Raw genomic sequence first — 12,732 nt, 5'->3', positions numbered from 1 at the left:
GGGTGTCGTGTTTAGTTGCAAGGCTCGATTACACGACGTCAGAGCTGGGCGGCTGCCGAGCCGATGGGCGTCCGTACATTCACGTGATCCGAATGGAGCTTGTGCGACATGGAACGAACTGCGGTCAACCCGGTGTCGTGGTCGGTCGAGATGGGGTTCAACCAGGGCGAGGTCGTCTCCGGGCACTCGCGCACCCTGTACATCTCGGGACAGACCGCGATGAGCAAGGAAGGCAAGCCCGAGCACGACGGTGACCTGGCGGCGCAGCTGGCGCTGAGCATCGACAACATCGAGGCGGTGCTCGCCGAGGCCGGCATGACCCTCGCGAACCTCGTCCGCCTCAACGTCTACACGACCGACGTCGACCTGCTCTTCCAGCACTACGGCGTGCTGGCGGGACGTCTGGGCGCCGCCCAGGTCGCGCCGACCACCACGATGCTCGGGGTCTCGCGTCTGGCGATCCCCGGCCAGCTGGTCGAGCTCGAGGGCACCGCCGTCGCGTAACGCGACCGTGCCCGTCCCCGCTGCCCGCGCCCGTCGAACCGGCACGGGCAGTGGGCTATCCCCGGTCTCCCCGGTCTCCCCGGATCACGCGGCGGAGCTTGGCGAGGCGCTCGTGCAGGAGGTGCTCCCCGCCGTGCCGCGTGGGGCGGTAGTAGTCCTTCCCCACGAGTCCGTCCGGCGGGTACTGCTGCTCCTGGACCCCGTCCGGGGCCTTGTGGGGGTACCGGTAGCCGATCGCGTTGCCCAGCTCCCGGGCGCCCTTGTAGCGGCCGTACCGCAGGTGGGCGGGGATCTCGCCGACGGCACCCGCCCGGACGTCGGACATGGCCTCGTCGATCGCGGTGATCACCGCGTTCGACTTCGGCGCCGTGGCCAGGTGCACGGTGGCCTGCGCGAGGGCGAGGCGGGCCTCGGGCATGCCGATCAGCTGGACCGTCTGGGCCGCCGCGACGGCCGCCTGCAGCGCCGTGGGATCGGCCAGCCCGACGTCCTCGCTGGCGTGCACCAGCAGCCGTCGCGCGATGAACCGCGGATCCTCCCCGGCCACGAGCATGCGGGCCAGGTAGTGCAGCGCGGCGTCGGGGTCCGAGCCGCGGATCGACTTGATGAACGCGCTGATGACGTCGTAGTGCTGGTCGCCCTGGCGGTCGTAGCGCACGGTGGTCTCGGTGACGGCCCGTTCCACGGCCGGTACGTCGATCACCGTGCCGCCGGTGTCGCTCACTCCGTCGGCGCTCGCCTCCAGTGCGGTCAGCGCGCTGCGGGCATCGCCGGCCGCGAGGCGCACCAGGGCGTCCTCGGCCTCGGGGGACAGCACGACCGAACCGCCGAGGCCGCGCTCGTCCTTCACCGCCCGCCGCAGCAGCGCGCGGAGGTCCTCCTCGTCCAGGGACTGGAGCTGGAGCACCAGCATCCGCGAGAGCAGCGGCGTCACCACTGAGAACGACGGGTTCTCCGTGGTGGCGGCGACCAGCAGGACGAGCCGGTCCTCGACGGCTCCGAGCAGGGCGTCCTGCTGGGTCTTGGAGAAGCGGTGCACCTCGTCGATGAACAGCACGGTCCGCCGGTTCTGGCGGTCCCGGCGCAGGCGCGCCCCGTCCATCACCTCGCGCAGTTCCTTGACCCCGCTGGACAGCGCCGACAGGGCCACGAAGTGGCGGGTGTCGACGGCCGCGAGCAGCCGCGCGATCGTGGTCTTCCCGCTGCCGGGGGGCCCGTAGAGCAGTACGGACGAGGCCTCGCCCCCCTCCGCCAGCCGCCGCAGCGGCGCGCCGGGACCCAGCAGGTGCGCCTGGCCGACGACCTCGGCGAGCGTCCGGGGCCGCATCCGCGCCGCCAGCGGCGCGGTGGCCCGTACGGCCTCCGTCTCCGGGGGCGGAGGGGCGGCTTCGGACAGCGGTAAATCGAACAACCCGTCACCATCGGACACGTGCGGCGGCCTTCCTCTGTGGACCGGTCACGCGAACAGCGTTCCCCGGGCGACGACCACGGCGGATCCCGCCACGTAGACCGAATCGATCCGCTCCGGCGTCCCCATGGCCCGGGCGTGCATCGTCGAAGGGCGGCCCATCTCGACCCCCTGTCGGATGCTGATCCACTCCCCGAAGGGGATCAGGCCGTGCCGGGCCAAGTGTACGGCGAGGGACCCGGCGGCCGAGCCCGTGGCCGCGTCCTCCACCACGCCGTAGGCGGGCGAGAACATCCGCAGTCTCCACTGGGTGCCCGAGCCGGCAAAGCAGTTGGCGGCCATGTCGGGCAGCCTCGCGAGGCTCCTGTGGTCCGGCTCCAGGGCGGAGAGCGCGGCCACGCCGTCCAGGCCGACGAACACGTGCCGCGGCCCGTTGTGGTAGACCTCGACCGGCAGGGTGCTGCCGGTGACCGACAGGTCGAGGGCGGCGAGCAGTTCGTCCGCGCGGTCGTAGGCCTCCCACGTCGGGACGGGCTGCCACATGCCGGCCGCGTCGGCCCGGCCGTCGTCGTCACGCTCGAGTTCGAACGCGACGGTGCCCATGGCGGTCTCCATCAGGAGCTCCTTGGAGGCGTGCGACTCGCCGAGCACGATGGCCGTGCCCAGGGTCGGATGCCCCGCGAACGGAAGCTCGTTGACGGGCGTGAAGATGCGGACCCGCACATCGCCGTCGTCCTGCGCGGGGAGCACGAAGACCGTCTCCGACAGGTGCATCTCCTGCGCGATCTGCTGCATCCGCTCGCCGGAGAGGCCGGATGAGTCCAGGAAGACGGCGGTCGGATTTCCTTCCAGTGGGACCTTGGTGAAGACGTCGGCCACCACGTACTCGTACGTATCCATGCGTTCCGTCCAGAGGTGGTGTCAGTAGGTGGTGTGAGTGGGTGGTGTCAGTAGGTGGTGTCAGTGGGTGTCGAACAGGACCTGGTACCGGGCGACCGCCCGCACCGTGGCCGCGTACTCGGCGGGAGTCGGGTGGAACGGATCCGCTGCCGGGGGCAGCGCGCCGAACTTGAGCAGCGCGGCCATGAGCAGCAGGCGCGCCTTGGTGGCCGTGAGGTTGTTGCCCGAGATGAACGCCGGATCCATCCGGTACGCCATGCCCCCGGTGTTGCCGCGACCCGTACGGACCACCGGCATGCCGGCGAAGACGGCGACGCCCAGCGCCGCGTTCTTCGCGGGGTCGGCCATCCCGAACGGTGACATGCCCTCACAGACGAATCCGGTCAGCGGTGCGCCCGCGAGGCCGGCGTCGATCCGGGCGAGGATCTCGATCTCGTCGTCGGCGAGGGACGGATGGTCGGAGCCCGCGCCCGTGGCCGCGTACCGGCTGTACTTGGTGATCGAGACGTGCGGCATGGCGGCGGGCACGAGCCCGCCGGCGTCCTTCGTCTCCACGTCGATCAGGGTCACGCCGGTGTCCAGGGCCCCGGTCACTCCGCAGACCCGGTCGGGGAGCACGGTCAGGCGCAGCTCCGAGCGGTGGGTGTGCCTGCGCGCCGGGAGGTAGGTGACCTGCGGGGGACCGTAGCCGCCCATGTCGGCGACCACTCCTCCGTGCCCGCCGGTGACCTCGTACCCCCCGGGCCGGGCGTCGACCTTGGTCACGTCGCGGGCCGAGTAGACGAGTTCGTCGACGATCACGCAGGCGCCGAGGCGGTCGACGCCGTCGTCGTCCAGGGCGACGCCCGAGGCGATGAACTTCACGCCGTCCACCACGTTGCGGTCGCCGTCGGCGCTCGCGGACTGGTGGCGGCGCTGGGCCGCGTGCCCGACGAGCGGCACCGTGGTGTCGACGAGCAGGCCGAGCCAGTACAGGGTCTCGTCGACGGTCGGGCTGCCCTCCAGCCACTGCACGCCGGTGAACCCTCCCGTGTCGAGGACGGCCTGCACCTGGTTGGTCGCCTCGGCCAGGTTCGCCAGGCCGGGCTCGCTCTGGAGGTGGTACGGGTAGTAGACGAAGAAGTCCTTGCCGGGGCGTTCGGCGTCGGGGCCCGAGGTGTACCCGCCCGACGGGGCCGCGCGGAAGAAGTCGAACTCGGCGAGCGACCCGAGCTCGACGGGGGCGCCGAGGTCGGCGAGCCCGAACCGGTCGATCTCCTCGTACAGGCGCCGGGCATCGGGGTAGAACGTCTGCCGGGCGGCCGCCGCCGGTGCGAAGGGCGCCGCCGCGGTCTCCTCCCAGGCGGAACCGTCCGCCTGCCTGGCCATGTACGGGAGGGGGTAGAGGCCGTCGGCCGGATCGAGTTCGACGACGTACACCGGGGTGGCGTCCTCGAACGGCTGCTCCTGGTGGAACGTTCCTTCTTTGTCGAGCCAGCCGTCCGGCGGGGCGTACAGGCCGGCCGACTCCCGTTCGAGCGGGTGCGCGCTGAACGCCTCGACGTACAAGGTCACGGGCGCCGCGAGCCGCTGCGAACGCAGGACGTCGAACCGGGAGGGGAGCAGCGGCAGACCGTGGCGCACCCGTGCCTTGTTCGACGTGACCAGGTCCGGTGTGTTCAGGATCGTCGCCGTCGGTCCGGCGAACACCGCGATCCGCGGTCGCCGCGCGGGGCGCGGAAGCATCTCGTCCGTCACGGCGTCCATCCCGTCGTCCATCACAGCGGCCCCAGGTGTTCGATCGATACGTGGTGCTCCTCGGCCAGGCGTCGTGCCACCAGCGAGCGGTGGCAGGCCGCCGCGTCGCGTTCGACGCAGAACAGTGCGGCGGTCCCGTCGCCCGGCAGCCGCGCCACGATCGGGTCGAGGTCGGCCGGGTCGAGGATCTCGGCGGTGTAGCGACGGGTGTACTCGGCGGCGAGCTCCTGGCGGGAGCGCTTGCCGACGCCCCGGCGGTCGTCCTCGGCGTACTGCAGGTGGCGCAGCTCGGTGGTCGGAGCGAGCTCGCGGTGGTGCTCGTAGGCGATCCCGGCCTCGGCGAGGGCCGCCTGCAGCCGCAGTGAGTTCGCCCAGGCGTAGTCCGGGCCGCGGACGCCGCGGCGCTGGCGGACGTCGAGCACCAGGCGCACACCGGCCTGTTGAAGTCGTTGCAGGTAGGAATCGGCGTCGAAGCCGTAGACGCCGATCGTTGCCAACGTGAGCACCGGGGGTCTCCTTTCCCTAGGAGTGCGAGGGGGTGCGCGGCGCGATGATCAGGGCGCTCGTCTCACTGGGCAGCTCCGCGGCACCGGCGATCTCCAGGCCGGCCCGGTTCAGCAGCCGCGTGATCCGGTCGAGGGTGCGGTGTTCGCCGCCCGTCGTCACCAGGAGGTGCAGGTCCCACAGGGCGGGCAGCACGGTGGGGTCCTCGTCCTCGACGAAACGGTCGAGGATCAGCAGCCGCGACGAGGAGTCGGCCATGGCCCGGCGCAGGCTCTCGAAGAGGCCGACGACGGCTTCGTCGTCGTGACCGGCCAGCACGCGGCAGAGGACGTAGACGTCCCCGCCCGCCGGGACGTCCTCGAACATGTTGCCGCCGACCAGCTCGACGCGGTCCAGGCCGACGGCGGCGGACAGGTGCTCGCGCGCCTTCGGCATCATGTGCTCCAGGTCGAAGAGCACGCCCCGGGCGTCCGGCACGGCGCCGAGGATCGTGGCGAGCAGGTGCCCGCCGCCGCCACCCACGTCCACGACCGTCTTGCCCCCGAAGTCGAAGACCTCGGGCACCTGGTGGAAGAACATGCTCGCGGCGTTCATGGTGTGCTGGAACCGCCGGGCGGTGGCCGCGTCCTTGCCGAGGTAGTCGTACAGCGGCCGGCCGTAGGCGACCTCGAATCCCGAGCTCTCCGTGCTGATGGCGTGGTGGGCGTGGCCCCATGCGGAGTAGAACTCCTCGCCGTACAGCAGGCACATGTCGCGCAGCGACTGCGGGCCCTCCAGCAGGGCCGCGCTCACCGGGGTACCGCGGTAGCCGGTGGACTCGCTGCCCTCGAAGACGCCCATGGCCACCAGGAGGCGCATCAGGCGGTGGATGCCCTGCTCGTTGGCCCCGGTCGCCTTCGCGAGCTCGGCGCCGGAGACGCGGCCGGCCGCTATGTGGTCGGGCAGTTCGAGTTTGACCGCGGTGTAGAGCGCCTGCGCCCTCCATCCACCGGTGATCAGGTCGACCACGTTCCGGGTGGCCTGCACGTCGACTGTCATGGTTCCCTCACCATCTGTGTGACATGACTTCGCCCCCTCGTCCGGAGGGCGAACGGTTCCCGGTGTACGGGGCGGAGCCGTCGCGCGGTCCCGCCCCGTACACCGGGGGTGCGATCAGGACCGGCCCTGGGTGATGTTGAACATCCAAGTGATCCCGAACCTGTCGACGAGCGTGCCCGCCTCGTCGCCCCAGATCTGCTGCTTGAGGGGCATCACCACGGTGCCGCCGGCGGAGAGCTTCCCGAAGTAGTCGCGCAGGCGGGGGTCGTCGCCGCCGAGGTAGAGCGCGACGTTGGTGCCCGGGTTGAAGGGGACCCGCTCCGGGACGTCCCAGGCCATCACCGTGAAACCGTCCGCGGTGCTGAGCGTGGCGTGCATGATCTTGTCGGCGTCCGGCGACTCGGGATTGCCGAAGTCTCCGAACGTCCCCAGCTCCAGCTTTCCGCCGAGGACGTCGTGGTAGAACTCCAGCGCCTGGCGGGCATCCCCGTCGAAGGCGAGGTAGGGGTTGAGCTGAGATCCCACGGGACTTCTCCTTGCTTCTCTTTGGCGGGAGCGAGCGGACGGAGTGCCGGTGCCTACGTGGGGATCCCGCCGCGGTTGACCTTCGGCACCTCGAGGCCCAGCGCTCGCAGCTGCTGGAGCGGGTTCATGAACTCGCGGTTCTGCTTGATCTTTCCGTCTTCGAGCAGGAAAGAGTGGATGAAGTGGTTCTGGTAGTGGCCGGGCGGATAGTTCGGGTAGAGGATCTGGCCCTCCCCGTCGCACTCGACCCAGAACTGGTTGGGGTCCTGCGTCTCGAATATCTGGACGTTCGACCATTCCCAGTCGGGGAACATGCGCAGCGACCACTCGCCGTGCGCCTTGAGCTTCTCGTGCCCCTGGGAGGTGATCGGCTGTCCGGTGTCGCTGGTCCACAGGCCGGCGCTGCCGTCCTCGGCGAAGAGCTGGTAGCGCGTCTTGCGGGTCTCGCCCTTGCGGCTCATGTAGTCGGCCACGACGGCGCGGTGCCGGGCCCGGAGGTCGCGGTCGGCTTCGAGCCCCTCGGACCTCTCGGACCCCTCGGGCGCCTCGGGCTGAGCGTGGTTCGTTCCCATCTCGATTTCCTCGATTTCCGTGTCAGAGGCGCAGTTCGGGGCGGTAGATGTCCAGCCAGGTGCTCAGGTCGAGCACGCGCTCCATGCCGTTGCGGACATCGAGCGGCATGTTGGACGGGTCCTGCTGGGTGATGTCCTGCAGCCAGCTGCGGTCGACCAGGCCGAAGACCGGGTCGTCGGTCGTCAGCAGTTCCTTGGACTGCTGCAGCAGCGCGCTCGTGTACTGCGGGTCCAGCGTCGCCGGGTAGGGGGCCTTCGTCCGCTCCAGCACCGACTGGGGCAGCAGGTCGGCGGTCGCGGCGCGCAGCAGGCTCTTCTCCCGGCCGTCGAAGGTCTTCATCGACCACGGGGCGTTGTAGACGTACTCCACGAGCCGGTGGTCGCAGAACGGGACCCGGACCTCCAGCCCCACCGCCATGCTGATCCGGTCCTTGCGCTCCAGGAGCATCCGGACGAAGCGGGTCAGGTGCAGGTGGCTCATGGTCCGCATGGTCATCTCGTGGTCGCTCTCGCCCTCCGCCCGCTCGACCTCTCCGACCGCGGTGGAGTACTGGTCGGCGATGTACGTCGGCAGGTCGAGGGCCGCAGTGATGCCCGGGTTGAACCGGTCGGACACCTGGGCCTTGGCACCGCTGACGAAGACCGCCATCCAGGGGAAGGTCTTCGCGGCCTGGACCTCCGGCTGGTGGAACCACCGGTACCCGCCGAAGACCTCGTCCGCGGACTCCCCGGACAGGGCGACCGTGGAGTGCTGGCGGATGGCCTGGAACAGCAGGTAGAGCGAGGTGTCCATGTCGCCGAGGCTGAGCGGACTGTCCCGCGCGGTGATGACCTTCCGCCGGATGTCCGGGTCGGCGATCGAGGCGTGGTCGAGCACGATCGACTGGTGCTGCGTCGCGGCGCGGGCGGCCACCTCCCGGGCGTAGGGGGCGTCCGTCGTGCCGCGCAGCTCGTCGGCGACGAAGTCGTCCGCCCGTCCGACGAAGTCCACGTCGAAGCTGCGCACCTTCTCGCCGGACTCGCCGAGCTTGGCGGCGGCCAGCGCGGTGATGACGCTGGAGTCCAGACCGCCGGAGAGCAGGGTGCACCGGGGTACGTCGGAGACGACCTGGCGGTTCACGATGTCCTCGAGCAGGTCCCGCACGTTGCCGATGGTGGTCTTGAGGTCATCGGTGTGCTGCCGGGTGGGCAGCGTCCAGTAGCGGCGCTCGCGCAGGCCGGCGCGGTCCACGATGACGATGCCCCCCGGCACCACCTCGCGCATTCCGCACCACAGCGAGCTTCCCGGCGTCTGGGTGAAGCTGACCAGCTCCCGCAGCCCGGCGAGGTCGACCGCGCGCTCCGCCAGCGGGTTGGCGAGGATCGCCTTCGGCTCGGAGCCGAACATCACCCCGTCCTCGGTCTCGTAGAAGTAGAGGGGCTTGACGCCCATCCGGTCGCGGATCAGGACGAGCTTCTCGACGCGGGAGTCCCAGATGGCGAAGGCGTAGATGCCGTTGAGCCGGTCGGCGAGCGCCTCGCCCCACTCGACGTAGCCGTTGAGCACCACCTCGGTGTCGCTGTCGGTCCGGAAGCGGTGGCCGCGGCGCACCAACTCGGCCCGCAGCTCCTTGAAGTTGTAGACCTCACCGCTGTAGGTGATCGACACCGGTCCGTTGTCGGTCGGCACCACCATGGGCTGGGCGCCGCCCTCGAGGTCGATGACCGACAGCCGCCGGTGCCCGAAGGCCGCGTGCCGCTCGATCCAGGCGCCACCGGCGTCCGGCCCCCGGCACGCCATGGTCTGCGTCATCGCGTCCAGTTGGGTGCGCTGCTGCTCCAGATCACGGTCGAACGAGATCCAGCCCGTAATTCCACACATCGGCTTGCCTTTCTCTCACTTGGTCCAAGGGGTTCGGAGCACGGTCAGGGTTGGAGCCGGTCCGTACGCCAGCCGGAGTCGTCGCGCTCGTAGCGCAGCCTCCGGTGCAGCCGGTCCTCCTGGTCGGCCTGCCAGAACTCGACCGAAGCCGGTTCCAGCAGGTACCCGAGCCAGCGGTCCGGGCGGGTCAGTGCGGCGCCGCCCCGGGCCAGTTCCCGGGCCCGCTCGCGCAGGGCGTCCTCGTCCGCCAGTGGTGCGCTCTGGTACGAGGCCACCGACATCGGGTGCGCGGCGGCGGGCCGGGCGGCCCACAGGGCGTCGGACTCCTCGTCGGGCAGCGGGCGGGCCGGGCCGCTCACGCTCACCTGGCGGCCGGCCTCGCGCCAGTAGAAGACGCCCGACGCCCAGCCCGTCTCGTCGAAGTCCCGGGCCTTGCGGCTGTCGGAGTGACTGGCGAACACCAGCCCCGTACCGCGTACCGCGAGCACCTGCACGATCCGGTTGGAGGCGCGGCCGCGGGCATCGGCGGTGGCCAGTGCCAGGGCGCCCGGTTCGCGTACGGCGTTCGCGACGGCGCTGTCGAACCAGGTCCGCAGCAGGTCCATCGGCCCGGCGGGCGGGGCGGTGAACTCATCGGCCACCAGGGGCCGGGCCGCGGCGCTCACGAGGCGTTCCCGGCGGTCTCGAAGGCCAGGCCGCGCTCGGACGTCTCACCCGAGTGGAGGCCCTCGACGATCGCCTCGACCTCGGTCATCATCCGGTCGGTCGGCGGGTACCCGATGAGTTCGGTGGCCCGGTTCGGGGGCATCGGCTGCGTCAGGTCGGCGTCGGAGTCCCACAGCATCACCGCGCCCCACCGGTTCTGCTGCCGGTCGGAGATCCAGAACTTCAGTCGCATGCCGAGGACCTCGGTCCACGGGTCCACTCCCTCGTCGCGCAGGTAGACGCGCAGGGAGTCGATGGTCTGGTCGGACCCGGACAGGTCCCACCAGGAGACGGCGGCCTTCATACCTTCACCACCTTCGCGGCTTCCAGCAGGGGGACGAGCAGTTCGGTCAGGACGCGCTCGGCGTCCTGGGTGAGTACGGATTCGAGGTGGAACTGCACGGATCCGAAGTGCGCCCCGCGCAGGGCGTGCACCTCTCCGGTGCGGGGGTCGAGGCTCACCTTCACCTCGCCGACGCCGGGGCACTCCAGCTGCTCGGCCCGCGACCGGGCCTCGTAGGAGTTGTAGAAGCCGACCCGCTCCCGGGAGCCGAACAGGTCGATCTCCCGCTGGGTGCCCTGGTTCGGGACGTCCCGGCGCCTCAGTTCGAGCCCGAGGTGGCGGGACAGCAGCTGGTGGCTCAGGCACACGGCCAGGAAGGGGATGCGCCGGGAGAGCAACTCCTCGATCGCCGAGGTGAGGCGGGACATCCGGTGGTCGCCGGCCTCCCGCGGGTCGCCGGGTCCCGGACCCATGACGACGAGGTCGTGGTCGTCGAAGCGGTGGACCGCGTCGAAGCTCGCGAGCTCGACGGTCAGTCCGATGGCGCTCAACTGGTGCGCCAGCATCGAGCTGAAGGTGTCCTCGGCATCGACGATCAGTACCCGGCGGCCGTCGAGCATCGGATGGGGCTGCGCCCGCGATGCGGTGTCGCTGAGCCAGAAGCGCGCGAGCGTCTCGTTGCGGCCACCCAAGGCCTTCTGGATCAAGGGGTCCTCGACGAGCCGGTTCGCGGCGCCCAGTGCCGCGAGCACGCCCGCGGCCTTGGTACGGGTCTCCGCGACCTCGGCGTCGGCATCGGAGTGCCGGACCAGGGTCGCGCCCACCCCGACCTCCACGTGGCCGCTGCCGTCGACGTCCGAGGCACGGATGTCGGCGGTGCGGATGAGGATGGCCGAGTCCAGGGTGCGCGCGCCGTCGGCGCCCCGGCCGATGAGGGCCGCGATGCCGCCGTAGTAGCCGCGACCGCGCGGCTCGTAGCGGGCTATCACCCGGCAGGCGTTCTCGAGCGGGCTGCCGGTCACGGTGGGGGCGAACATCGTTTCCCGCAGGATGTCCCGGGGGTCGAGGTCGCTGCGCCCCTCGATGACGTACTCGGTGTGCGCGAGGTGGGCCATCTCCCGCAGGAACGGTCCTCTCACCCGGCCGCCGCCCTGGCAGACCCGGGCCATCATCTTGAGTTCCTCGTCCAGGACCATGTACAGCTCGTCGGTCTCCTTGCCGTCGGTGAGGAACTCCATGACCTCCGACCGGACCGGCCCGGTGGGCGGGTAGCGGTAGGTGCCGCTGATCGGGGTCATCGCCGCGACGCCGTCCCGCAGGCTGACGTGGCGCTCCGGAGTGGCGCCCACGAAGGTCCGCGTGCCGGTGTGCACGATGAAGGTCCAGTAGGCGCCGCTCTCCCGGGTGAGGAGCCGGCGGAACAGGCTGAGCGCGCTGCGCGTCGAGTAGTCGGTGATGGTGGTGACGAACGAGCGCTTGATGACGAAGTTCGAGCCCTCGCCGGTGCCTATCTCGTTGTCGAGGACCGCGCGGACCGTGTCGGCGTAGGCCTCGTCCTCGGTGTCGAAATGCCCGCCGTCCAGGGTGATCGGCTCGTCCGGCAGGCATCTGAGCGCGTCCGGCGTGGCGATCTGGCCCTGGTCGGTCACCGACATGGCGATCAGCGGCGATCCGTCCGCGGCGGCGATGAAGCCGCGCTCGGTGATCTGCTGGTGGGGCACCAGGACCAGTGCCTCGTGCCGGGCCCCGGCGGGCTGACCGCCCCGGCCGCCCAGCGGGATGTCGGCGAGCCGGGCCGGGGTGGTGACCTCGCCCAGCAGGATCTCCACGCGGTCCGCGCCCAGCGCCTCGGGGCGGTGCAGCAGGGCGAAGGGACCCGGGTTGGGGCCCAGCACGTGTTCGAGCAGCTGCATCGAGTTCATCGGAAGACCTCCTCGGTGGTGGTGACCACCGAGCAGCGGGCGGCCGCGTAGTCGAGGGCCAGCTGGTGGTACTCGGCGGAGAAGTCACCGACGGCGTCGGCGACCAGGAACGGCTGGATGTCGTTGGTGAACGCCTCGAGGGCCGTCGCCAGCACACCGACGTGTGCGTACACCCCGCAGACGATCAGCTGATCGCGCCCCTGGGCGCGCATCCGGTCCAGCAGGTCCGAGCGGAAGAACGCGCTGTAGCGCCACTTGGTGAGCACGTGGTCCGCGGGCCGCGGCGCGAGTTCCGTGACGATCTGACGATCGACGGGGTCCACCCTCATGCCCGGACCCCAGAAGTCCTTGAGCAGGCCGCGTTCCCCGTCGGTCATGCCACCGGGTTGCGCGGTGTAGAACACCGGGACCCCGAGGGCGGCGCAGCGCTCCCGCAGGAGCGCGCAGTGGCGTACGAGCGGATCGCGGATCTCCGCCGGGAACGGCGCGAGGAAGTAGCGCTGCATATCGTGCACGAGCAGGGCCGCTCGGTCGGGGTCGGGTTTCCACGGGGCCGGGCTGGCGGGCAGTTCGGCCGCCGTCGGCAGTGGGTATGACGAGATCGGGGCTATGCCCGGCACGGTTCCCCCTCGGGTTGATTGAGTGTGGGCCGGCCGCCCATGGGGATCATCGGATCCCCATGGGCGGGTGGAATTTCCTCGCCCTGCTTGTTTTCCGGCGCGGTGAATGGAGCGCGCAATGTGCGTGAAGAATTCGCCGGCCGAATTACTGAG

Annotated in this window: 13 protein-coding genes; 1 reads left to right on the top strand and 12 read right to left on the bottom strand. The window is 70.7% G+C overall.

Annotated features, from left to right (window positions below):
• The first annotated feature begins 108 nt into the window (after positions 1-108).
• On the top strand, positions 109-504 hold the full coding sequence (locus ACFRU2_RS16115; RefSeq protein ID WP_250740922.1) for a RidA family protein: 396 nt from the start codon (positions 109-111) through the stop codon (positions 502-504).
• Between the two features lie 55 nt (positions 505-559).
• Here ACFRU2_RS16115 and ACFRU2_RS16110 read toward each other — a convergent pair whose 3' ends face one another.
• The 12 genes from ACFRU2_RS16110 to ACFRU2_RS16055 all read right to left on the bottom strand — a co-directional run bounded on the left by ACFRU2_RS16110 (position 560) and on the right by ACFRU2_RS16055 (position 12,579).
• Complete coding sequence (locus tag ACFRU2_RS16110; protein WP_382972572.1) at positions 560-1,900, bottom strand: replication-associated recombination protein A; 1,341 nt, start codon at positions 1,898-1,900, stop codon at positions 560-562.
• 60 nt (positions 1,901-1,960) lie between these two features.
• The gene (locus ACFRU2_RS16105) at positions 1,961-2,812 is read right to left on the bottom strand and encodes a PhzF family phenazine biosynthesis protein (RefSeq protein ID WP_382972306.1); all 852 of its coding nucleotides are present in this window, start codon (positions 2,810-2,812) and stop codon (positions 1,961-1,963) included.
• Between the two features lie 60 nt (positions 2,813-2,872).
• Positions 2,873-4,558, bottom strand: coding sequence for an asparaginase domain-containing protein (locus ACFRU2_RS16100; RefSeq protein WP_382972304.1), 1,686 nt, complete (start codon positions 4,556-4,558; stop codon positions 2,873-2,875).
• Between the two features lie 11 nt (positions 4,559-4,569).
• On the bottom strand, positions 4,570-5,055 hold the full coding sequence (locus tag ACFRU2_RS16095) for a DUF488 family protein (protein WP_382972302.1): 486 nt from the start codon (positions 5,053-5,055) through the stop codon (positions 4,570-4,572).
• A gap of 16 nt (positions 5,056-5,071) precedes the next feature.
• Complete coding sequence (locus ACFRU2_RS16090) at positions 5,072-6,091, bottom strand: methyltransferase (protein WP_382972300.1); 1,020 nt, start codon at positions 6,089-6,091, stop codon at positions 5,072-5,074.
• A 114-nt stretch (positions 6,092-6,205) separates the two neighbouring features.
• Positions 6,206-6,616: a VOC family protein gene (locus ACFRU2_RS16085; RefSeq protein ID WP_382972298.1), complete on the bottom strand. Its 411-nt coding sequence runs from the start codon at positions 6,614-6,616 to the stop codon at positions 6,206-6,208.
• 53 nt (positions 6,617-6,669) lie between these two features.
• Positions 6,670-7,188 (bottom strand): PhzA/PhzB family protein, encoded by a 519-nt coding sequence (locus tag ACFRU2_RS16080; RefSeq protein ID WP_382972296.1) that lies wholly within the window; start codon positions 7,186-7,188, stop codon positions 6,670-6,672.
• A gap of 22 nt (positions 7,189-7,210) precedes the next feature.
• Positions 7,211-9,049: an asparagine synthase (glutamine-hydrolyzing) gene (gene asnB, locus ACFRU2_RS16075; protein ID WP_382972294.1), complete on the bottom strand. Its 1,839-nt coding sequence runs from the start codon at positions 9,047-9,049 to the stop codon at positions 7,211-7,213.
• Between the two features lie 44 nt (positions 9,050-9,093).
• Positions 9,094-9,714, bottom strand: a complete 621-nt coding sequence (gene phzG, locus ACFRU2_RS16070; RefSeq protein ID WP_382972292.1) for a phenazine biosynthesis FMN-dependent oxidase PhzG — start codon at positions 9,712-9,714, stop codon at positions 9,094-9,096.
• Complete coding sequence (locus ACFRU2_RS16065) at positions 9,711-10,058, bottom strand: hypothetical protein (protein WP_382972290.1); 348 nt, start codon at positions 10,056-10,058, stop codon at positions 9,711-9,713. The genes phzG and ACFRU2_RS16065 overlap by 4 nt, the downstream gene beginning before the upstream one ends.
• Positions 10,055-11,959 carry an anthranilate synthase family protein gene (locus tag ACFRU2_RS16060; RefSeq protein WP_382972288.1) on the bottom strand — a complete coding sequence of 635 codons (1,905 nt, stop codon included), beginning with the start codon at positions 11,957-11,959 and terminating at the stop codon, positions 10,055-10,057. The genes ACFRU2_RS16065 and ACFRU2_RS16060 overlap by 4 nt, the downstream gene beginning before the upstream one ends.
• Positions 11,956-12,579, bottom strand: coding sequence for an isochorismatase family protein (locus tag ACFRU2_RS16055; protein ID WP_382972286.1), 624 nt, complete (start codon positions 12,577-12,579; stop codon positions 11,956-11,958). Before ACFRU2_RS16055 ends, ACFRU2_RS16060 begins: the two co-directional genes overlap by 4 nt.
• Positions 12,580-12,732 lie beyond the last annotated feature (153 nt).

This window comes from Streptomyces sp. NPDC056883 (genome assembly GCF_042788835.1).
GTDB lineage: Bacteria > Actinomycetota > Actinomycetes > Streptomycetales > Streptomycetaceae > Streptomyces > Streptomyces stoeckheimensis.
This window is presented reverse-complemented; position numbering and strand designations above follow the sequence as displayed.